This window comes from Pseudomonas sp. MYb327 (assembly GCF_040438925.1).
Taxonomy (GTDB): domain Bacteria; phylum Pseudomonadota; class Gammaproteobacteria; order Pseudomonadales; family Pseudomonadaceae; genus Aquipseudomonas.
The window spans coordinates 2,868,443-2,888,938 of record NZ_CP159258.1 but is presented as its reverse complement, the minus strand read 5'-3'; the positions used below and the strand labels follow the sequence as shown (position 1 = coordinate 2,888,938).

Annotated in this window: 18 protein-coding genes; 13 read left to right on the top strand and 5 right to left on the bottom strand. The window is 54.7% G+C overall.

Annotated features, from left to right (window positions below):
- Positions 1-19: 19 nt before the first annotated feature.
- Positions 20-2,641, bottom strand: a complete 2,622-nt coding sequence (locus ABVN21_RS12915; RefSeq protein ID WP_339555299.1) for a glycosyl hydrolase family 5 — start codon at positions 2,639-2,641, stop codon at positions 20-22.
- Between the two features lie 5 nt (positions 2,642-2,646).
- Positions 2,647-4,173 carry an O-antigen ligase family protein gene (locus ABVN21_RS12910; RefSeq protein WP_339555300.1) on the bottom strand — a complete coding sequence of 509 codons (1,527 nt, stop codon included), beginning with the start codon at positions 4,171-4,173 and terminating at the stop codon, positions 2,647-2,649.
- Between the two features lie 97 nt (positions 4,174-4,270).
- Here ABVN21_RS12910 and ABVN21_RS12905 point away from each other — a divergent pair, with 97 nt between their 5' ends.
- The 13 genes from ABVN21_RS12905 (at position 4,271) to ABVN21_RS12845 (ending at position 17,379) form a co-directional block, all read left to right on the top strand.
- Positions 4,271-5,647, top strand: a complete 1,377-nt coding sequence (locus ABVN21_RS12905; RefSeq protein WP_339555301.1) for an oligosaccharide flippase family protein — start codon at positions 4,271-4,273, stop codon at positions 5,645-5,647.
- A gap of 128 nt (positions 5,648-5,775) precedes the next feature.
- The gene (locus ABVN21_RS12900; protein ID WP_339555302.1) at positions 5,776-5,970 is read left to right on the top strand and encodes a hypothetical protein; all 195 of its coding nucleotides are present in this window, start codon (positions 5,776-5,778) and stop codon (positions 5,968-5,970) included.
- Positions 5,967-7,433, top strand: coding sequence for a GMC family oxidoreductase (locus tag ABVN21_RS12895; protein ID WP_339555303.1), 1,467 nt, complete (start codon positions 5,967-5,969; stop codon positions 7,431-7,433). The genes ABVN21_RS12900 and ABVN21_RS12895 overlap by 4 nt, the downstream gene beginning before the upstream one ends.
- 77 nt (positions 7,434-7,510) lie before the next feature.
- Complete coding sequence (locus ABVN21_RS12890) at positions 7,511-8,128, top strand: acyltransferase (RefSeq protein WP_339555304.1); 618 nt, start codon at positions 7,511-7,513, stop codon at positions 8,126-8,128.
- On the top strand, positions 8,121-9,077 hold the full coding sequence (locus ABVN21_RS12885) for a glycosyltransferase family 2 protein (protein ID WP_339555305.1): 957 nt from the start codon (positions 8,121-8,123) through the stop codon (positions 9,075-9,077). The genes ABVN21_RS12890 and ABVN21_RS12885 overlap by 8 nt, the downstream gene beginning before the upstream one ends.
- Before the next feature lie 10 nt (positions 9,078-9,087).
- Positions 9,088-9,612, top strand: a complete 525-nt coding sequence (locus ABVN21_RS12880; protein ID WP_339555306.1) for a serine O-acetyltransferase — start codon at positions 9,088-9,090, stop codon at positions 9,610-9,612.
- Positions 9,613-9,673: 61 nt separating this feature from the next.
- Positions 9,674-10,651 (top strand): glycosyltransferase, encoded by a 978-nt coding sequence (locus ABVN21_RS12875; RefSeq protein ID WP_339555327.1) that lies wholly within the window; start codon positions 9,674-9,676, stop codon positions 10,649-10,651.
- A gap of 7 nt (positions 10,652-10,658) precedes the next feature.
- Positions 10,659-11,564 carry a DUF535 family protein gene (locus ABVN21_RS12870; RefSeq protein WP_339555307.1) on the top strand — a complete coding sequence of 302 codons (906 nt, stop codon included), beginning with the start codon at positions 10,659-10,661 and terminating at the stop codon, positions 11,562-11,564.
- 5 nt (positions 11,565-11,569) lie between these two features.
- Positions 11,570-12,772 carry a glycosyltransferase gene (locus ABVN21_RS12865; RefSeq protein WP_339555328.1) on the top strand — a complete coding sequence of 401 codons (1,203 nt, stop codon included), beginning with the start codon at positions 11,570-11,572 and terminating at the stop codon, positions 12,770-12,772.
- The gene (locus tag ABVN21_RS12860) at positions 12,769-13,956 is read left to right on the top strand and encodes a glycosyltransferase family 2 protein (RefSeq protein ID WP_339555308.1); all 1,188 of its coding nucleotides are present in this window, start codon (positions 12,769-12,771) and stop codon (positions 13,954-13,956) included. The genes ABVN21_RS12865 and ABVN21_RS12860 overlap by 4 nt, the downstream gene beginning before the upstream one ends.
- Positions 13,956-14,696: a WecB/TagA/CpsF family glycosyltransferase gene (locus tag ABVN21_RS12855; RefSeq protein WP_339555309.1), complete on the top strand. Its 741-nt coding sequence runs from the start codon at positions 13,956-13,958 to the stop codon at positions 14,694-14,696. Before ABVN21_RS12860 ends, ABVN21_RS12855 begins: the two co-directional genes overlap by 1 nt.
- A gap of 347 nt (positions 14,697-15,043) precedes the next feature.
- The gene (locus ABVN21_RS12850) at positions 15,044-16,186 is read left to right on the top strand and encodes a hypothetical protein (protein ID WP_339555310.1); all 1,143 of its coding nucleotides are present in this window, start codon (positions 15,044-15,046) and stop codon (positions 16,184-16,186) included.
- Positions 16,187-16,245: 59 nt separating this feature from the next.
- On the top strand, positions 16,246-17,379 hold the full coding sequence (locus ABVN21_RS12845; protein ID WP_339555329.1) for a glycosyltransferase 61 family protein: 1,134 nt from the start codon (positions 16,246-16,248) through the stop codon (positions 17,377-17,379).
- Positions 17,380-17,413: 34 nt separating this feature from the next.
- On the opposite strand, the gene ABVN21_RS12840 is transcribed toward ABVN21_RS12845, so the two are convergent.
- The 3 genes from ABVN21_RS12840 to ABVN21_RS12830 form a co-directional block, all read right to left on the bottom strand.
- Positions 17,414-18,838, bottom strand: a complete 1,425-nt coding sequence (locus ABVN21_RS12840; protein WP_339555311.1) for an undecaprenyl-phosphate glucose phosphotransferase — start codon at positions 18,836-18,838, stop codon at positions 17,414-17,416.
- A gap of 379 nt (positions 18,839-19,217) precedes the next feature.
- Positions 19,218-19,739, bottom strand: a complete 522-nt coding sequence (locus ABVN21_RS12835; RefSeq protein ID WP_339555312.1) for a cytochrome C — start codon at positions 19,737-19,739, stop codon at positions 19,218-19,220.
- 230 nt (positions 19,740-19,969) lie between these two features.
- Positions 19,970-20,491: a methylamine dehydrogenase light chain gene (locus tag ABVN21_RS12830; protein ID WP_027620621.1), complete on the bottom strand. Its 522-nt coding sequence runs from the start codon at positions 20,489-20,491 to the stop codon at positions 19,970-19,972.
- Positions 20,492-20,496: the final 5 nt, after the last annotated feature.

Sequence of the window (20,496 nt, the reverse complement as noted above, 5' to 3'; positions counted from 1 at the left end):
TAAGCGCGGGGTGGAATTCTTATTGGGTGACCGGCGCGCTTTTTTTCAAAAACAACCAATTGGCAGACTGCCGGCCGTCGAACTTGATGGTATAGCGTCCATCAAGGTAGGTGGCGGGCAACTTCTTCATTTGCGCCAGGATGCCGTGGGTGTAAAGCGTCAAGCCGGGCGGTGCCTGGATGGTCAGCGTGCCTTCCAGAGGCTCGACATGAAACGGTGGCTTGTCATCGTCACCAGGGATAGCGCGAGTGCCCAACGAAATCAACAGGTCCTGAGATTTGCCGACAGGAGCATCGTCCAGGCTTTGCACCACCACACTGGCATTCGCGGTTTTCACTTGAACCTGGAGGTTGCCGAGACTGATCGACTCGCCGCCGATCCAGCCGGTTACTGCCTGGGTGCGTGGCGTATCGATGGTGTAGATGCCTTGTTTCCAATTGCGTTTCAGCTCGCCCGTGTCTGTCGTGGACTCGCTGGCATTGGCGTCCAGCAGCGACTGGTTGGGGTCATGAAACACCTTTGCATCAGCCGGGATGACGCCTGGCTGCAACCAAGGCAATTCCGGCGTCTGGGGCATGGCGATTTCCAGCTTGCCTTTCTCCATGGCCGTGCGCAGAAGGGCGGAATTGGCCGCCGTGATGGATTGGTTGAACAGGGTGGCTGGGGTCGGTGCGAAAACATAGGTCGTATTGGCTTCGCGAACATCGCCCCGGCGATACAGCAAGGCGGCGGCGGGCAGGGTGGCCAGCAATGCCGGGTCGTTGTAAGCGTGCCAGTTGCTCGCCGTCACCCATTCGCCGGACAACGGCTCCTGGCTGTATGCGAACTGCATCAACGAATCCCAGCCTTGGTGGCTGGCGGTGCCGGCAATATAGAGCGGCAGCGAATGGCGGTCGGGTGTGGGGAAGGGTTCGTTGTTCCACTCGGTGACGGTCAGGGGTTTGCCCGTAACCTGGCCAGCAGCAATCCAGTTGATCACGCCGGCGCTGGTGAGCGGATTCTTTTCCAGCTGTCCGGAGCCGCCGTAGCTGTGGACGTCAATGACGTCTCCAGCGGTAAGGGCAGGCAGCGAGCTCAGTCCTTCGCCGCCCCAACTGCTGGTCGTCGCGATCGGCACCTTTACGCCCAACTTGCGCATGTGTTCGATCATGTCTGCGTTGAAGCGCCGCTCCAGGTCGTTAAGAAATAACTTGGCGGGGCCATGCTCCCAAGAGCGCCAGGTATCACCGGAAGACAGATTGTGCTGATTGGCGAAGGCTTCGGCTTCGGCCATATAAAGCTTGCTGTGTTTTGGAACATCTTTGTCCGGCAAAAGGCTGTTGCCAAAGTGATGAGTGACGTCGTTTTCGTTTGTGATCAGGACGGCGGCGACGGCTGGATCGTCTTTGTAAGCGAGGCCGGTGTAAGGGTTTACATGGGTCAGATAGGCTTCGGTGAAGCGTTTCATGGCCTGCTGAATGGTGAGGTTTACATAGGCATAGCCCTTGAGATCCGCATTGCCTCTTTCGTTTTTTGGCATTTCATCGAAGGCATAAATATTGTCGCTCTTCATCAGGCTTCGTTCGACGTGCATATCGAGCCAAACATAGATGCCTTCATCTTTCAGGCACTTGATCCACCAGTCGATTTTCTTCAGTGACTCGGGGCTCAAACGCTGAGTGTCACGCAAGAGTTCGGCGTCGCCAAAGATGTTCGGGCTGACCCATGGAGAGTCGTGGTGGTGCAGTCGCACAAGATTGAACCCGAGCGCCGACAAGCGCTTGGCCTGCTGCTTGATGGCATCGTCGGGTGTGCGGAACAGCGCGTAGGACGTTATGTTGGTACCCCAGAAACGCGCCGGGGTGTTGTCCGCAAACAGCAATTGCTCGCCGGATGCTTTGACGAAGCCCCGTTTGCCGGCGGGTTTTTCGTTGGCGTTGAGAAAGGACAGATCGACCGGAGAGGTCTTGAAGTCCAGTTTGTCGGTCGGCCAGCTCTTCGGATCTGCCGCTCCAAATCGCTCGGTAGAGGTCGGGCCAAGTACCACGTCGCCAGACACACTTAACGTGGCCTTGAAGTGCTGCTGGCCGGGTTTGATTGCGCCTTTATAGAAAAAAGCCCGCACTTCGGACTTGTCACCCGGCTCGAAATACACGCTCGCCAACGCAGGCTCAAAACGCATTTCGATACGTCGCCCCTGTGCATTGCCCCAGGACCAGCCGCGGTTGTCGGGTAGCAAGGTCGGCTGGCCCATTTCGCCGGAGATCACCTCGGGATCGAACTTGAAGACGATGCCTCCGCCCATCACGTTGGTCTTCGTGCTGCGCGCATCCAGGGCAAAGGTCCAGCTCAGCGTTTTCTCATCTGCTTTCTGAGACTGCGCAGCCAGGTCGAAATCCAGGTCTTTGTTCTGGCCAACCAGGGAGTAGTTGTAAGGGCTGTTCACCTTGAACTGGGTAGGAAAACCGGTCCATTCCCAGTTGTTTCCCCAGAAGGTGAAAATGGACGCCATCGCAGGACTGCCGCCACGCTCCAGCATTGGCAGGCCGCTGCGCTCATCCACGCTGACGACCCAGTCCGATGCCCAGGTGCTGAGCGGCCAGATAAAAACAGACAAAAGAGTCAGAAGCTGCAAACGGGTGCGGCGAAAAAAAATGGGCATTGGCATTACCGGAGTTGAAGGTTGGCACTCGCAGGGATTGCAGGAGTAACGCGTACGAGCCTGCGCGACATCTGAGCGTAGGCGACGCCGAGACCGGCCACCGACCAATACACCACGGGAATGACCGAAATACTGCTGACGGTAACGATCGTCACCAGAATCCCGGCCAGTGTTGCAAGAAGTGCACGTCCTAGTCGATGCGCCTCATCGTCCTTGTTAGGGAATGAACGTATCGCCTTGCGGATGCCGAGCAGTACGGTGGCGAAGAACAGCACAAAGATTGTCAGTCCGATCAGGCCGAGCTCCAGCGCCACACCGATATAGGTATTTACGATATCGATGATGCCCTGGCCTTGAGTCAGGGACTGCATTTCCGGCGTGCTGCGATAATCGAAAGAGCCGAACCAGGGGTTGCGTTCAATAACGATCATGGCGTTATCGAACAAACGCTGCCGGTATGTGATGTTTTCTACTTCCACATTGCCAATGAATGGCAGCAGATCGAGCACCTTCTGCCCGCCAGGCAGGATGGCTAGAAGGGGGAGGGCGAGTAAGCCCGCGAGTCCCAGCAGCATCAGGCGTTTGGCTGCCTTACGCCCGGTGGCAATGAATGCGGTGATCATGACTGCCGCACCGATCCAGGGGCCGCGGGACAGTGGCGCAAACAGGCCGCCGGCCAGCAAGAGTGCGCCGAGAGTACGTTGCATTCGGCTGCGTACGCTTTCCTGAAGAAACAGGTAAAAGCCGATCGCCACTGTAATGGTGTATCCCAGCGCAATGGCCTGGCCGGTGGTGGCGCTGGCGCGCAACGAACCACCGCGGCTCAAGTAGCCGGATATTTCCCATTGCATGCCCAAGGCGTCGACAAGCGCGGAGTACAGCAACCAGCTCCGGGAAAATTCGACGAGAGCGATCATCGACAGCACCATGGCGGCGAGTACAAAACCGAGCAGGGCATCGCGGAAATCGCTGAGGTCCTTCATCGCCCGGCTGGCAACGTAGTACGGCAGGAAGACTTCGATAAACAGGTAGGCCGTCTGGCGCAGAGTGTCAGTCACCGTGGTTTCACGCAGAAACAACAGGCTGGTGAGTGTCAGATAGAGGGCTAACAGCTTGTCAGGCCAGATGCGCCCGAACGGGACAGTACCTGCGCGCTTGCGTAGCGAAAAAAACGCCGGGAGCAACACGAACAACGCCAGGAGGCGAATATGGTTCAGATCAAAAAAATAATTGATCACGCCGAAGCCGGGAATCTGCGCCGAGGCCGTCGGGATGAGGAACAACAGAAAGAAAAAAAGCGCCAGCGGGTTGCGTTCCCGTTGTCGTGTGACGGTTAAAACGATCGCCGTGACGCCCGCATACACCCAGAAACTGTGCGAGACAAAGGCCAGTAACGTCAATGCGAACCACAGGTTGCGGCGGCGAGTGAAGTCGTTTCGGGGAATCAAGTCAGCCGCCGGACGGCGTGCGAGGGTGAAAACGATGATTGCTAGAACCAGAATGACGATTAACGCGCGAATGTGCTCAGGCATGGGTTATTGAACTTTTTTGGTGGGCGAGCGATGGGTAGTGGAATGTCTGATTGCTACTATAGTAACTTGCGTGCCACTGAGTCCGGGATTTGATGTTATGCCTTCATTTGATATATCGCCATCGTTGAGCCTGCGCAAGCGAGCGATATCCGCCGGGGCATGGAACATACTGGCGCTCATAACGTCTCAAGCCATCCGTCTGGGTGGCAATCTCGTGATGGCTCGCCTGCTGATGCCGGAGATGTTCGGCATCATGATCATCGCCACCACCGTGTCGGTGGTGCTCCATTTGCTCTCCGATGTCGGCTTGCGCCAAAACATCATCCAGAGTCAGCGTGGCGACGAACCGGCGTTTCTCAATACCGTCTGGACCGTGCAGATCGTGCGCGGTTTTATTCTTTTCGCGGCGACACTTTTAGTCGCGGCCTTCGCCTGGTTTGCGCAAACCATCAACCTATGGTCGCCGGACTCCACCTACGCCGCACCTGAGCTGCCACTGGTATTGGCCCTGACCGGACTTTCCGCGGTCATTTATGGTTTCCAGTCGACGAAAATCGACGTGGCAGTCCGGACTTTCCAGCAAAAGAAAGTCGTCCTCGCCGAATTTGCTTCACAGCTTGCCGGTCTGCTGGTGATGCTGGTCATCGGTTACTTCACCCGATCCATCTGGTCGCTGGTCGGTGCAGGTCTGGTCGCCGCATTGGTCAGCACGCTACTGGGACAATTCTGGTTTAAAGGTCCCGCCAACCACCTGCATTGGGACCGCTCGGCGCTCGATGAGTTAATTGTTTTCGGTCGCTGGATTCTGTTGTCGTCGGCAGTCGGCGTCCTGGCCATGCATGGTGACCGCATCTGGTTCGGCGGCAGCATGTCGGCCACGGAACTGGGTGTCTACTCCATTGCCGTGCTGATCCTGGGAGCTCTCCAAACCGGTGTGCAAAGACTGGCAGGCGCGGTGGCGCTGCCGGCCTTCAGCGAAGCTGCAAGAAGCGATGACACCGTGCGTCTGCGCGCGCTGTATTACCGTTTCAAATTGATTATCGACATATTCCTGCTGTTTCTGACGGGGCTCTTCCTGGTCATCAGTCCGCTGGTCATCAGCGTGTTATACGATGATCGTTACGCCGAAGCCGGCAGCATGATGGCGGTTCTATCGCTTTCTTTTTTCACATTGCGTTACACATTGGCCCATCAAGTGTGGATTGCCCTGGGGCTCACGAAATACCAAGCCATGGATAACATTATCCGGGTTATCTCGTTATGGGTTCTGCTGCCGCTGTTGCTGGCCATTGGCGGGGTGCAATATGCAATTTGGGGCGTTGCCCTGCATACGTTCCCCACACTCATCCTGATTGTTTATGTCAATCGACGTTTGGGCTTGTTCAGCATCAAACGCGAACTTGTTGTGCTGCCAATGTTGCTGGTAGGCGCTTTGTGTGGAGCGTTAATGCTAAGTCTTGCTAAATGGCTCTGATTTGATTCAAGTCTCCTGCTGTTTTCAATGCTGTGCATTCAGCCGCTGGTGATGGTTGTCGAAAGTTTTGTGACTTTGATGTGTAGTAAAAATGTTTACGCAATTTCAATGTCGTGGAGCTTTAAATCATGAGCGAAGCTGATTTGAATACCTCTGTGCCAGGGCGTCGCCGCTTCCTCCAGGCTTTGGCCTTGTTGAGTCTGGTTGGGCTGACAGTTGGCTTTTCCAAGGTCGGCTCTCGGCCTCCTGCTGAAAAACCCGGATTTGTGGTAATCAATGGCTGGGTGTTGCCCAGCCAGTATTTTCGGCAAACGCGAACATGATTAAAGATTACCAATCCCAAAAAGAACTTCGCGATCTATATGATTTTTGCATCATAGGCGGTGGCCCAGCGGGCATTACGCTGGCACTGCGTTTGGCCGGATACGGTTTTCAAGTCGTGTTGATAGAGGGAGGGGGGCATGAGTATTCGCTGCCCTCGCAAAACCTCTACAAGTGCTCGTTATCCGGCCTGAATGTTTACCCTGAAGAAACCCGCTTGCGCTATTTGGGTGGCACCTCCAATCATTGGGCCGGGCGTTGCCGACCCTTTGAAAGATCCGACTTTGCCGTTGCGCCTCCCGTTGGCTTGCCGGGCTGGCCCATCGCATTTTCCGAGATCGAACGTAATCTGCCTGCGGCCATGGCTATTCTGGATCTTCCTGCGGGCTCGGGTTTCAAGACTATCAATGCATCCTTGGACGCCGCCGATTTTGAAGCCGATCGCTTTCTGCTGAGCCCGCCAACACGGTTTGCACAAAAATACGCCAAGGAACTCAACGAGACCGATGGGCTTGATGTCTTCATCAATTGCAATTGCGTGGACCTTGAATTCGATAGCCAGACCGGTCGCATAGCGGCGGTAGTCGTGTCCGATTATGAGCGCCGTCGCGAGCCACTCAAGGCGACTCACTTCATTCTTGCGACGGGCGCGATCGAGAACGCCAGGCAGTTGCTCAATAGTCAGTCCCTGGTCGCTGGCGGTGTCGTGAGCAAGGATGGTTTTGTCGGTCGTTGTTTTATGGAACACCTGAATGTCGAAATGGGCACTTTCATTCTGAGAGACGGCCAGGACAGGAAGCCTCGACAGTATTTCACCACCGATGCGTTTGTGACGGAGAACCGTTCAGGCAAGGGTAATGTGTCGGCCACTCTACTGGCTGAAGTACAAACCTATGGACGATCGGCGATTATCAAGAGTTTTCTCGAAAACCTTATGTGCGACGCAGGCTGGGCGCATAAGGTTGATTTCATTACCAAGTTCAATTGCCCGGGAGATGGTGTCCTCACCACGATGATTGAACAATTTCCCAACCGGAACAGTCGCATAGTGCTGCTTGACGAGCGGGATGAGCTGGGTATGAACAAGGTCAACGTCAATTGGGAACTGAGCGTTGAGGACAGGAATACCATTAAGTGCATAGGGCTGGAGGTGGCGAAGTGTTTTGCCGAGGCGGAACTCGGTTTCGTCAAGCTGGACGACTGCGTTTATGATGTCGATTCACCATTGAAAGTGAATCCCCATGCTCATCATATGGGCACGACCCGGATGGCGGCGACGCCCGAGTTCGGGGTTGTCGACGAGAACTGCAAAGTGTTCGGCACCGACAATCTGTACGTTGCCGGTAGCAGCGTGTTTGCTACCAGTGGCGCCTGTAATCCGACCATGCCGCTTCTGCAGCTCGCGCTAAGGCTGGCAGATCACCTTAATTATCAAGCAAGTCCAGCGGCGGGCAGGTATTCCTGATACTACAATCAATAAAAAAACCAAGGTGCATTTGACTTGGTATAACTATAAATCGCTGGAATTTTGAGGCTAAAAGGATGATTGGGCTGGCAAGGCGGGCTGTAGGTAAATTTGTCATGGCAACGGGGCGAGGACGCTGGCTTTATCAACGATTTTGCAATCCCGACGGCTTCCAATGGGCTCAATATCTGGTGCGCTGGGGAGCGTTGCACTCGATCGGTAAAAATGTCTGGATCAATCTTGGGTGCAACATAACCGATCCTTCATTGCTACGAATCGGCAACAATGTAGGCTTATCTGATTGCACGGTGTTCGGGCATGATGGCGTCGCTGGCCTGTTGGCTTATCGCTTCGGTAAAACACTTGATTCCGTCGGACCTGTCGACATACTCGATAACTGCTTTATCGGGCATGGCGCCATGATCATGCCACGCGTAACCATAGGTCCGGATTCAATTGTCGCGGCAGGCGCTGTGGTTACCAGAGATGTCCCACCCGGTATGGTGGTCGGGGGGAATCCTGCGAAAGTGCTCTGTTCGGTTGAGGAACTGGTGTTAAAGCTTGAGGAACGTTGTGTTGACTATCCGTGGATGGACATCATCAGTCAACGCACTGTTTTATATGATCCAAAAGTTGAGCCGATACTTATGGAGATGAGAGTGAAGCACTTTTTTGGTGAGCGCATTAATGAATAGTGCTTCTCTTGATGTGTTGGTCGTTAATTACAATACAGCAGGCCTGTTGCAACCCATGTTCAATGCGTTGCGCCAGTCAACCAGTGCGGATCAACCGCGCTATTTAGTTGTGGATAATGCCTCTGCCGATAATTCGCTGGAGTGCATGGCAACTATTTGCCCAGAAGCCATTTTGCTCGCCAATGAAAATAATGTTGGCTTTGGTCGAGCCAATAATCAACTTGTGGAGCATCTGCAGGGCAAGTACGCGTTGCTTCTCAATACCGATGCCTTCGTTGACGCCGATTCGCTAAGCAAGACCCTCGATTACATGGAGTCTCATCCGGATTGCGGAATCCTCGGTGTTAGGTTGGTTGGGCGAGAAGGTGATTTGCAGCCTTCCTGTCGCTATTTCCCTACGCCCATGAATGTCTTCTTGTCGCGAACAGGGCTCGAACGCTTTTTCCCCGTGGTGAAAATGGTCGACGACATGGGCTGGGATCATGCCTCGGTGCGTGAGTGCGACTGGGTACCCGGATGCTATTACCTGATCCGCCGAGAAGTGATCGATCAGGTTGGATTGTTCGATCCGCGTTACTTCCTCTATTACGAGGAAGTCGATCACTGCAAGCGCGCCAAACAGGCTGGTTGGAAGGTGATTTATTACCCGCATACCACGGTGGTGCATATCGGCGGGGAAAGTGCCAAGTTGGTTGATGAGCTCAATACGGCGAGTCGTCAGGTACCCAGATTACAAATCGAAAGCGAGCTTTTGTACTTCCGCAAGCATCACGGCTTGCTGGGTCTGGCCTGGCACATGTTCCTCGTGACCCTCGGTGATCTCATTCTTGCACTCAAGGCCCTGTTGAAAGGCCGGGGCCGGGCCGCGATCAAGGCGTGCTGGGAGCATGCTCGTGTGACCTGGTCACTGTTGCGTAATACCAGACTCGCTAGCCAACCAACACGGTAGACCACTGCTTATGTTCGAGAATATTCGTGCGGATTTGCGTACCTATGCCGGTGATTGGGGCGCCCAGGGGTTCTGGGTCATGCTGGTTTATCGCTTCGGGCGTTGGCGCTACGGCGTGCGCCCGGCCCTGTTACGCAAATTGCTCTCGTTCATCTATAAGTTTCTTTTCAAATTGGTGCAGATCGTCACGGGTGTCGAGTTACCGTGCGAGGTTGTGGTCGGTCGCAACTTTGTCATCGATCATTTCGGCGGCATCGTGATCAGTGGTTATGCGCAGTTCGGCGATGACTGCCGGATCCGTAACGGCGTGGTCGTTGGACTCAAGAATGTGGAGGAACCCATCGCCCCGGTCATCGGCAACAACGTTGATATCGGGGCAGGGGCCAAGGTGCTGGGCAATATCCGGATTGGTAACAACGTCGTAATCGGTGCCAATGCCGTGGTTCTTACCGATGTGCCGGATGATTCGATGGCCGTGGGCGTGCCTGCGAAAATCAAGAAAAGGCAAAGCGCCGAAGACAAGGAATGTTCATGAATCATGTTTGCGATACCTGCATTTTGCCAACAGCCTCCAATTGCGTGGCTGCGTGAACTCGATGGCTACTGGAATCGGTGTTGTCGTTATCGGTCGCAATGAAGGGCCACGGCTTGAGCGTTGCCTCATTTCGCTGATCGATTCGGCGGAGAAGGTCGTGTATGTCGACTCCGGATCGACGGACAATTCGGTGCAGATGGCACGCAAGCTTGGGGTCGAGGTGGTCGAGCTGGATATGACCCTTCCCTTTACGGCTGCGCGTGCGCGCAATGAAGGCTTTGCTTGTGTGCACCGCCTGCTGCCGACGGTGCGATACGTGCAGTTCGTCGACGGCGATTGCGAGGTCGTCGATACCTGGCTGTTTCAGGCCCAGGCATTTCTTGATGCCCGGCCTGATGTTGCGGTGGTCTGTGGGCGGCGGCGTGAACGTTTTCCGCAGCGCTCGATTTACAACTTTCTCTGTGATCACGAATGGGACACGCCAATCGGTGAGGCCAAGGCCTGCGGTGGCGACGCGCTGATGCGGGCGGACGCTTTTGCTGCCGTATCCGGATACCGGGCGGACCTTATTGCCGGGGAAGAGCCAGAGTTGTGTGTGCGCTTGCGTGCAAAGGGCTGGAAGGTTTGGCGTCTCGCCGAGGAAATGACCTTGCACGACGCGGCAATGACCCGTTTCAAGCAATGGTGGCAGCGTTCCATGCGCGGCGGCTATGCATTTGCCGAGGGCGCTTTTCTGCATGGGGCCGCTCCGGAGCAGCATTGGCTGCGCGAGTCGCGCCGTGCCTGGTTCTGGGGGCTGGGAATTCCACTGGCGGTGGTTGTGGCGAGTTTGATACTGGGATGGATGGGGCTGCTGTTGCTGCTGGTTTATCCATTGCAGGTGATGCGCCTGGCTCGGCGGGGCGATGGGTCCGCACGCGAAAACTGGTTGCTGGCTTTCTTCCTGGTACTGGGAAAATTCCCCGAGATGTTCGGACAAGTCAAATTTCTTTTGAGCAGAATCATCGGCGGCAGGACAGCGTTGATCGAATACAAGTGAGACTTCAATGAACTATTGGCTGGTATTCAAAAGCGCTTTTTCCTTGCATCCAGGGTATTCGCCTCGAGCACTGAAAAATAAGTTCAAGTTGCTGACGTTGGCCGGAAAGAACTGGTCCGAACTCAATTCGTTTTCGTCGCGCATGTCGCGTTCCCTTGGCAAATCTGGTTTCGAGAAGCTGGGGAACGATTGCGTGGGGGTTGTTCACTGGCCGTACATCAGCAGCAGTTGGAGTCCTCAAGATCGACTAAATGTATTGGCTTCGCACTATGAAGTCGTCACCAAAAGCTGTCCGCAGCTCTTGCTTTTTGGACGAAATGAAAGTCTGGTGTTGAGTGACTTGTCGCAATGGTCTGCTGGTTGTTCGTTGGTACTGGACCGTCCGATTTGGTTCATGCGCGAAGGGGAGCTGGTGCTGAACCTGTTCCAGGGTGATTTACGCATTGCGTCAATAGCCTTCACTTTGAGTTACGCCGAAGGTGAGCTATGTATTTTTGTCGGTGCAGTTCAAGGCATTCACAAGGGGATAGACAGTGACACTTCCCTGACTATTTACCGGGATCTCACCAAGGATTTTGAAGGACTTCGCCCAAGAAGTTTTTTGATTGAAGTAATTAAATATATCGCCCTCAAAATTGGCGTCGAAAAAATTTATGCGGTTGGAGACGGGTATCGTCATCATCGTCACCCCTATTTTGGCGCTCAGAAGTCCCAAGAGTTAGCGGCGAATTACGATTCGATCTGGCTGGAGCATGGAGCGATACCTTCATCGCGAGAAGATTTTTTTGAGATTCCCATGGTCATGTCCAAGAAGCCGCTCGAAGAGATTGCTGCAAAAAAACGTGCCATGTATCGCAGGCGCTATGAACTTCTGGATCAAACTTTTGCAAACATAGACAAGGTTTTAATTTGAGCCCTATGCGCATCGCTTACTTCATCAATCAGTACCCCAAGGTCAGCCATAGCTTCATTCGTCGTGAAATTCTGGCGTTGGAACGTCAGGGTTTCCAGGTACAGCGCATTGCTTTGCGTGGCTGGGATGCCGAGCTGGTCGATGCCGAAGACGTGTCCGAGCGCGATAAAACCCACTATGTGTTGCAGGGCGGAGTCAAAGGGCTGTTTGTGCCGGTGTTGAAGGTACTGCGCGCGCAGCCGCGACGCTTTTTTTCGACATTGTGGCTGGCGCTGCGGATGGGACAGCGCGCCGATCGCTCCTGGCCCTATCATTTGATCTATTTGTTCGAGGCGTGCCGTGTGCTGTTCTGGTTGCAAGCATTCGGCGCCAAGCACGTGCACGCGCATTTCGGCACCAACTCCACCGAAGTGGTGATGCTGGCCAACGCCCTTGGCGGGCCTGCCTACAGTTTTACCGTACACGGCCCGGAAGAATTCGATAAGCCGCAGTTTATTCATTTGGGTGAGAAAGTCCGGCGCTCGGCTTTTGTGGCGGCCATCAGCTCTTATGGGCGCAGCCAACTGTTTCGCTGGGTGGAGCATGCACACTGGGCGAAGGTAAAAGTGGTGCATTGCGGTCTGGAGCGGGCGTTTCACGATGTGCCGGCGGTGGCAGTGCCCTCCGTGCCACGCCTGGTTTGCGTGGGGCGCTTGTGTGAGCAAAAAGGCCAGTTGCTGTTGCTTGAGGCCGCCCGCATTCTGGCAGGGCAAGGCATGGAATTTGAGATCGTGCTGGCCGGTGATGGGGAAATGCGCGGGCAAATCGAAGCGCTGATGACGCAGTATGGTTTGCAGGCTCAGGTGCGAATTACCGGTTGGATAAGCAGCGAGCAGGTGCGGGCGGAAATTCTTGCGGCGCGGGCCTTGGTGCTACCGAGTTTCGCCGAAGGCTTGCCGGTGGTCATTATGGAAGCCATGGCGTTGCGCCGACCGGTACTGACCACCTACGTCGCGGGCATTCCCGAACTGGTGCGTCAGGGTGAGAACGGCTGGCTGTTCCCTGCGGGTACAGTGAGTGAATTGGCGGAGGCAATGGCGGACTGCCTCGCGCAACCTGTCGAGGCGTTGCAGCGGATGGGCGAAGCGGCTTATCAACGAGTGCTTGAGCGCCACGATATCGATACCGAAGCGGCCAAGTTGGCCGAACTGTTTAAGGCGCAAGCATGATCACGTTACTGGGTTGGCTGTTCAGTGCACTGCTGATACTCATCGTCATGCCGGTGTTGGTGCTGTTTGTACAGGTGCTACTGGCTTGCCTGCCAGCGCGGTCTCGCACATCGACACAAGTGTCGCGGCCGCGGGTAGCGGTGCTGGTGCCGGCACACGATGAATCCTCGATCATCGTCGCGACATTGAACAGCATCCGGGCGCAGTTGCGCGAGGGCGATCGCCTGTTGGTGGTTGCGGATAATTGTTCTGATGACACGGCCGCAGTGGCTCGCGCAGCCGGGGCCGAGGTAGTGGAGCGCAGTGATGAACGGCAACGTGGCAAGGGTTACGCGCTGGATTTCGGTGTGCGTCACCTGGCCAGCGCTGCGCCGGACGTCTTGATCATTATCGATGCCGACTGCCAGGTTGGCGAGGGCGCTATCGAACGTTTGGCCAAGCGTTGCCTGGAAACGGGTCGACCAGTGCAGGCACTTTATTTGATGCATGCACCCGCGGATTCCGGGCTGAAAGTGCGGCTTGCCGAGTTTGCCTGGTGTGTGAAGAATCTGGTGCGGCCGCGAGGTTGGGCCTTGCTCGGGTTACCTTGTCCCTTGATGGGCTCGGGAATGGCATTCGTCTGGCGTGATTTGGCTTTGATCGATTTGGCCAGCGGCCACCTCGTCGAAGATTTGAAGATGGGCCTGGATTTTTGCCGAGGCGGCAAGCCGCCGTTGTTTTGCCCTGAGGCTCTGGTGAGCAGTTATTTCCCGCGCAGTGATGAGGGCTTGAGTACCCAACGCAAGCGCTGGGAGCATGGTCACCTCGGGGTAATCCTTGGCGACACGCCAAAATTGGTTGCGGAGTCGATCCGCCGGCGTAACTGGAGCCTTCTGGTGATGACGCTAGACGTCGTGGTGCCTCCACTGGCCTTGCTGACGTTGGTTTTGGCAGCGGCCTTCAGCCTGTCTTGGCTGGTATTTTTCCTGGGTGGAGCGCTGACGCCGGCCTTGATAGCGACTATCGGGATGACGCTATTGAGTGTGGCGATCTTGCTCGCATGGGGCCAGTTTGGCCGCGGCATTCTGTCTTTTTCCGCCTTGATGTATGCGCCGTTCTACGCGTTGAAGAAAATTCCTCTGTATCTCGGCTTCTTGGTCAAGCGCCAGGTTGAGTGGGTGCGTTCGAAGCGAGATGACTCCTGATGCGTGTATTGGCCTGGCAGGAGAACTGGAAAACGATCATCCAGAAATTGAGGGTGGTCAACGCAGTGGAAGATGAGCAAGCGCTGATTGATGCCTTATCCAGGGTTGAGGCAACGACAGTCGTTGGCTTCGTTAATGCTCATGCCATGAACCTGGTGGCAGGAAACGCCGACTATTACGACGCCTTGTCGTCCGCTGACGTTTTGTTGCGAGACGGCTCCGGCATGTCCATCCTGTTTCGCCGGCTTGGCCTCGAGCCAGGGCTCAACATGAATGGCACCGACTTCATTCCCAAATTACTGGCTGCCTTCAAGGGTCGGCGTGTGGCTTTCTGGGGGACTGAAGAGCCCTTTTTGACTGATGCGGTTCGGCACTGCGAAGCACTGTTTGCGGTGAATATCGTTTCTGCACATCACGGCTTTGCCGGGACCGACACTTATATAAATCTTGCCCGGGACATACAGCCAGAATTGATTGTGCTGGGTATGGGCATGCCCAAGCAGGAAGCCATTGCGGCGAAGCTAGCCGCAAACGGCTTGCCATGCCTGGTGGTGTGTGGCGGCGCGATTCTCGATTTTCTCGGAGGCAAGGTTACGCGAGCGCCTCGATGGGTCCGGGTTTTAGGATGTGAGTGGGTCTATAGGCTCGCCAGCGAGCCAAAGCGATTGTTCAAGCGTTATGTGATGGGTAATCCAGCGTTCCTGTTGCGCACGCTGATCTGCGGACGGCCGATGACTTAACCAATGCTACACTTGCCACAAATTACACTTTGTTGACATCCTATACCGGGCAGGCTCCAGCAGTCAGGCTGTGGGCATTTTTGTTCCATAATCTGGCGCTGTAACTGGAAATCCATTACCAATCTGAACTTTTCTGACCAGTGTTCGATCACCTTGCAAAACGCCGACGTACCATCTTTACTCCCACTTGCCTTATCAAGTGTTTGGGTGCGCGGGTCATGTATGTGTCCTGATTGAATGTATTTTCAAACTTTGATGATTTTACTTGGCTTTCGAGTTGCTGATTATGGTTTATATGTTGTTGATTTATAAACTTAAATGAACTTTTCTTAATTGTGCTAATAGAAATGAAAGAATATGTAGCAATGCCGATACATAAGCTGATCTCTCCTTCGGTGCGGTTTGAGATAAGAAAAGCTATCGCTTGGCTACGAGATGTATTTGCGCGGGCCTGTTTCTGGCGCTGGGAAATTGTCAGATTTAAACTACAGAAAGAAAGCCTTCATGACATTCTTTATGTCGGCAGGAAAAGCCAGCGGGAATTTGTGCAGGTCCTTTTGGGCGCGAAACCTCAGGAAGTGGATCATCTACTTCAGGTGAAGAAATCAAGTCGGACCGTGCTGGTCAGTGAGATGCCCGTTCCCGGTGCACTGTGTGTGCCCAGAAGCCTGAGCGCAGTTGTGCCGCTCGGTAGGTCATTGGATGAAATCACGGCGAGATACAACACCGAGCTGCGTCGCAATTTGCGCAAAAACCGCCTGCGCTATCGTATGAGACGGGCAGTGAACGATGGCGAGATTACAACTGCAGACAGGGAAATGCTTCAGCCTTACGCCCGAGCTAGGCATGGCGCATCCGCTTCCCAAATTGAATCGCACGAAGTTCAGCGGGTGGCAAAAAATGCCGGTCGGCTCGACCTGGTACTTTTGGAGGACCAGGTTGTCGCATGCCACCTTGGATGCGTGATTACGCGGGCCGGGAAGCGTTACTGGAGCACCATCCGTTTCGGCTACCCGGATACGGTGTTTTCAGACCATAAAAAACTACGCGAAATAAACTCTATTACGACGTTTATGGCGCTTGAGTGGGCGATTGAAAACGGATTTGATTACTACGATATCGGCACTTGCCTGGCGCGACCGGACGATGGGCTTCTTGAGTGGAAAAGAAGACGTGGCGGTGATGTAGATACGTTGGGCAACGACGGCTATCTGTTTGTCCGACTGCCAAGGACGGGCGCGGCGCAGTTCCTCTGGGAAACACCGTTGTTTGCGCTGGAAGGCAAAAAACTGACGCTTCATCTTGGATTACCTGACGGGCCGAGCGATGAAGAAGTAGCCAACCGGTACCGTGAAATGGGATTTGGCGGGCTGTCCAAAATTTATCTGCACTGTGCCAAAAAGCCGGAAGGCGAGCTTTTGGACACCCTGGGTAGCCGTTACACTCACCTGAAGTCACCCCCTGTTTTGGAATGCATCGTATCCACTTGAACAGGTTGTCGATTTTGAAGAAGTGCGGTTAAACCTGTTTGGCCACGTACGCTATTTCGATGGGAATTCATATGTCAGAAGCCAGTACATTGACGAGTGGCGGTCAAACAAAGTGGAGTCTTGCTGCGTACAAGCACATCTTTAAAACACGGCTTGCACGCAAGCAGGCGTTGACGCTGCAAAGCGTCGCCGTAAAGACGTGGGAAATTGCTCCAGGCGAAATAGCGATTGCTCCTCCCGCTTTTTTCCTGCCAGGTCAGCTCGAACGCGTGACAGGATGGGCTGGTGACCTTTTTTATCCTTTCGAACATCCCCGCCGCACCATGGAAGGGGTTGGAGAGGTCCAGCACGGTCCAACGCGCGCATACCTGCTCAAAGATGTCTGGTTAATTGATGGCGCGCTTTATAAAGGCAATGCCAAGTCCTCTTTGACTCCCAGATCCAAATGGTTGCCAAGAATTCGCGTAGAAAATGAAATCGACCGTGGCGCCATGTATTGCACCTCGGGTGGAAATAAATGGTTTGGCTCGTGGTTAATGGATGATTGCATTACTTACCCATTGGCATGCAACGAAGGCATTCCGGTAACCACTGCGCAATCCGCCAACCTGGTTTCCACAAGCAGGACCGGCATACTTCATGCCCCCGGTTATGAGGAATGGCTTGGCATGAAGCCGTTTCGTGTACGCGATGCGTTTTTCCGTGAACTGGTGATCTTTGACGATCTTTGTCAAAACCGAAACAAGCATTTGCGATTCCGTGCGATGGGGGAGAAGTTGCTATCGCACGTTGAGTACAGCGAGCACCCTGGCGTGTTTATTTTGCGAGGTGGCACGGGTGAACTGCGTTTGTTGCGCAATGAGTTGGAACTTGCCGAATATTTGCGCGTACACAGGGGATTTCGAATTATCGATCCTGCGAAATCCGACGTGCCAACCATTGTGGCAGCCTGTGCGGGCGCAAGAACCGTAATTGGGATTGAGGGGAGTCATCTTATACACGGCGTTAATGTGCTAAAGCCGGGAGGTTCGCTTCTGGTGTTGCAGCCGCCTAATCGCTTTCTATGCTTCTTCAAATATCTGACGGATCGTGATCACCAGAATTTTGGTTTTGTGGTTGGTACACCGGATGGGGACGGCTTCAGGATCGACCCCGAAGAAGTTGAGCGGACGCTGGACCTATTTCCGTCATGACAACTTCTTCGGGTGAGGTGACCTTTCAGAATCGCTAGTAGGCGTGCTTGCCGGTGAAAGCCAGGACGGTACGCAGAAGAATGGTGAAATCGAGCCAGAGCGACCAGTTGTTAATGTACTCGATGTCCGAATCAACACGCCGGATCATCTGCTCGATATCTCTCGTTTCACCGCGAAAGCCACGAACTTGCGCCAGGCCGGTGATGCCTGGCTTGATGTTATGACGTGCAAAGTAGTCCGCGATGTCCGGCGAGTACTGCGCGTCATGTGCAATGGCGTGTGGGCGCGGGCCTACGAGGGACATTTCCCCCATCAGTACGTTGAACAACTGCGGTAGTTCGTCCAGGCTGGTTTTCCGGATAAAAGCACCGACCCGGGTTTTACGCGGATCATTTTTTTCTGCCTGCTTGACGGAACCTTCCTCAGGCTGATGGACGACCATGCTGCGGAATTTCCAGATACGAAATGAATCGCCACTCCATCCCATGCGTTCCTGTCTAAAGAATACCGGCCCGGGACTATCGAGCTTGATGGCGATCGCTACGGCTAGCAGCACCGGCGCCGCAAACAGCAAGATGAGGAAGGCCAGCACTTTGTCTTCGAGATTCTTCAGGAACAGGCGCATTCCCATCAGCGGTGTTTCAGACAAGGTCAGCACCGGAATACCGGCAATTTCCCGAACGCTGTGGTTGATCAAGCGCAGTGAGAAAATATCAGGCACCCAGTTCACTGCGATGTGTTTATCAAACAACTTCAGATAAACGTCCTTGATGACTTGAGAACTATCCAGCGGTGTCACGAAATAAACGGTTCGGATGGAGTATTGCGTCACCAACTCATCAAGGTCGGAAATATTGCCCAGGATCGGCAAGCGATTCGTGCTTTTCGCACCATCTTTACCGTGATCTTCAACGCCACCGATCAATACAGCGCCGACGACTTGTTCACCCAGCCAGGGGTTGTTACTGATTTTCTGGTGAAGGTAGTTAGCCAGACTTCCCGAGCCAATGATTAGAGCGTTTTCCCGTTGAGTCGGGTGGGCCAGGAACTTCTTTTGCACTTCGCGCGTGGCGAGATGCAAGAGCAATTGAACAAAATAACCAATAACAAATAACTCCCCAACCAATAAGCGCGAATATTGTTCGCTCTGTTTGGTTAGAAATGCCATGGCAACGAGGAAACAAAAAACCGCAGTCCATGCCTTGAGAAGTTTGAAGGCTTTAACGGCGAAACCAACGTTGCTCCGGTAAATAGCATAGTGGTCGTAAACGACGGACAATGCCCCGAGCAACAACAGAACCATGATGACATAGGCCTGCGTTATGTAACCGATGTGGTAGTTGATCAAATACCAGGCAACGCCGGTCACTGCCACACCGTCGAGCGCGGCCTGAATAACAATACTGGTACTGCTTCTACGCTGGAGTACGGAACGACTACGGTTGGGCTCGAAAATCATAGATAGACCTCATGTCTGCTGCCCCTCGCGCTTACTGGTGACGCGATTCAGTTCAATACTGCCCTCGCCTGAGAGCGTTAGCGTCACCGTGATAAGCAACCCACCAGCGAAATTTACAGGCTTTTGGCGGGTGTGGCGACGGGTGCTGTCACTTTAGCGGCACAGCGCAATGATTCACTGATTTGCGACGTTTGGGTAGAACCCCGGACCGGAAATTTATTCCATTGGATTCAGCGCTGATTTGTAGCAAAAGCCATACGAGCGTCTATAGGCATCGATGTGCATGGGGCAACAGTCGGAGCAAGTCTGTGGCCAGAGGCGTGACAAAAAGCCTGTGGCGAGGGAACAAGCTCCCTCGCCACAGGTTTGCAGGTGTTGCTCAGTAATTCATGCCATCTTCAATTGCGATGCCTTGCGCTCGCATTTGCTTGATCAGCTCGGCGCGGGTGCCGGGCAGGTTGAGCATGGTTTTGGCGCGCAACGCCGCCACTTCGTCGGCGGTGTAGGGCTGGTAGTCCGCAGGCCTGCTTTTGCCCGCCATGCCGTCTTCACGCATCAGCCAGTTGAGCAGGTCGGCCAGTTGGCCGTTGTTCAGCGCCGATTGCGACATGCCCGGCACGCGCACCAGAAATTCGCGACCGCCAGGGACTTTCAGGAAGTTGCCGACAAAACCTGCCATGCGAGGCGTGTCATTGGCCGCCGAGCCCATGCCGTTGCCCAAGTGGCAACCGGCGCATTGCAACTGGTAGTTCACGCCTACGCTGTACCCGGCCTCGGCAATCGGCTTTTGCAATTCTTCATTACCCGGAGCATGGCGCTGCCCGGGGTTGGGAATGGCCCGGGCATGAGCGAGCGGGGCGATCATGACGCAGGCCAGGCCCAGGGAAAGCAACATACGCATGACAAGTACCTTTTTTGCGGGTGGCAGGTCTTACCGAAGAAAAAACAACGCTTAACGAAAAAAAAAGCCGATTGCCCAGGACCCCATCCCCATTGTGGCGAGAGAGCTTGCTCCCGCTAGACTGCGCAGCAGTCCCATTTTTTTGGGGCCGCTTCGCGACCCAGCGGGAGCAAGCTCCCTCGCCACAGAGTAGATGTCGGTTACCCAGGCAATCGGCGGTAAAGCGCGTGTTAAACCGCCACGCCGCGGATGATCGAAACGGTGCAGTGGTAGATGTGCGATTTGGCGGCCAGGCACCAGTTCACATCGTTGTTGTTGAACGGGCGGTAGGCCGGTTCTTCACTGTCGTTACGGGTGCAGGCGCACTGGGCGCAGCTTTGCTTACCGCAGCAGTCGTTGTAGGAAATGATGTAGTCCTTGCCGTCGGCCGGGTTGCGGCAGGTGCCGATCCAGGTCACTTGCGAGGCTTCGGTACCCGGTGGGCAGGACGTCACCGACCCGCCGCAGCAGCTGCACAGAAAGCCGTCGATGGAACAGTAGCGCCAGTAGTCGCAGCTATTCGGATCACCAGGATCACCGGCTTTCGGGTCAGTGGCGGCCAGTGCCTTGCTGGTACGGTCCAGCGGCAGCAGCAGCGGAAGGGCGGCACCGGCCACCATCAGCGAGCCCATGCGCGACAGCAGTTTGCGGCGCGAAGTAGTGTCGGCAACACGGCGCGTCGAGCGTTCGAACAACAGATCCAGCAGTTTCATAAACG

What these genes read in the sequence shown, in the direction of transcription:
- ABVN21_RS12860 (WP_339555308.1), top strand. Translation starts at nt 12,769, where the DNA reads ATGATCACGTTACTGGGTTGGCTGTTCAGTGCACTGCTGATACTCATC.
- ABVN21_RS12850 (WP_339555310.1), top strand. Translation starts at nt 15,044, where the DNA reads ATGAAAGAATATGTAGCAATGCCGATACATAAGCTGATCTCTCCTTCG.
- ABVN21_RS12890 (WP_339555304.1), top strand. Translation starts at nt 7,511, where the DNA reads ATGATTGGGCTGGCAAGGCGGGCTGTAGGTAAATTTGTCATGGCAACG.
- ABVN21_RS12855 (WP_339555309.1), top strand. Translation starts at nt 13,956, where the DNA reads ATGCGTGTATTGGCCTGGCAGGAGAACTGGAAAACGATCATCCAGAAA.
- ABVN21_RS12870 (WP_339555307.1), top strand. Translation starts at nt 10,659, where the DNA reads ATGAACTATTGGCTGGTATTCAAAAGCGCTTTTTCCTTGCATCCAGGG.
- ABVN21_RS12835 (WP_339555312.1), bottom strand. Translation starts at nt 19,739, where the DNA reads ATGCGTATGTTGCTTTCCCTGGGCCTGGCCTGCGTCATGATCGCCCCG.
- ABVN21_RS12840 (WP_339555311.1), bottom strand. Translation starts at nt 18,838, where the DNA reads ATGATTTTCGAGCCCAACCGTAGTCGTTCCGTACTCCAGCGTAGAAGC.
- ABVN21_RS12865 (WP_339555328.1), top strand. Translation starts at nt 11,570, where the DNA reads ATGCGCATCGCTTACTTCATCAATCAGTACCCCAAGGTCAGCCATAGC.
- ABVN21_RS12905 (WP_339555301.1), top strand. Translation starts at nt 4,271, where the DNA reads ATGCCTTCATTTGATATATCGCCATCGTTGAGCCTGCGCAAGCGAGCG.
- ABVN21_RS12875 (WP_339555327.1), top strand. Translation starts at nt 9,674, where the DNA reads ATGGCTACTGGAATCGGTGTTGTCGTTATCGGTCGCAATGAAGGGCCA.
- ABVN21_RS12915 (WP_339555299.1), bottom strand. Translation starts at nt 2,641, where the DNA reads ATGCCCATTTTTTTTCGCCGCACCCGTTTGCAGCTTCTGACTCTTTTG.
- ABVN21_RS12845 (WP_339555329.1), top strand. Translation starts at nt 16,246, where the DNA reads ATGGGAATTCATATGTCAGAAGCCAGTACATTGACGAGTGGCGGTCAA.
- ABVN21_RS12830 (WP_027620621.1), bottom strand. Translation starts at nt 20,491, where the DNA reads ATGAAACTGCTGGATCTGTTGTTCGAACGCTCGACGCGCCGTGTTGCC.
- ABVN21_RS12900 (WP_339555302.1), top strand. Translation starts at nt 5,776, where the DNA reads ATGAGCGAAGCTGATTTGAATACCTCTGTGCCAGGGCGTCGCCGCTTC.
- ABVN21_RS12880 (WP_339555306.1), top strand. Translation starts at nt 9,088, where the DNA reads ATGTTCGAGAATATTCGTGCGGATTTGCGTACCTATGCCGGTGATTGG.
- ABVN21_RS12895 (WP_339555303.1), top strand. Translation starts at nt 5,967, where the DNA reads ATGATTAAAGATTACCAATCCCAAAAAGAACTTCGCGATCTATATGAT.
- ABVN21_RS12885 (WP_339555305.1), top strand. Translation starts at nt 8,121, where the DNA reads ATGAATAGTGCTTCTCTTGATGTGTTGGTCGTTAATTACAATACAGCA.
- ABVN21_RS12910 (WP_339555300.1), bottom strand. Translation starts at nt 4,173, where the DNA reads ATGCCTGAGCACATTCGCGCGTTAATCGTCATTCTGGTTCTAGCAATC.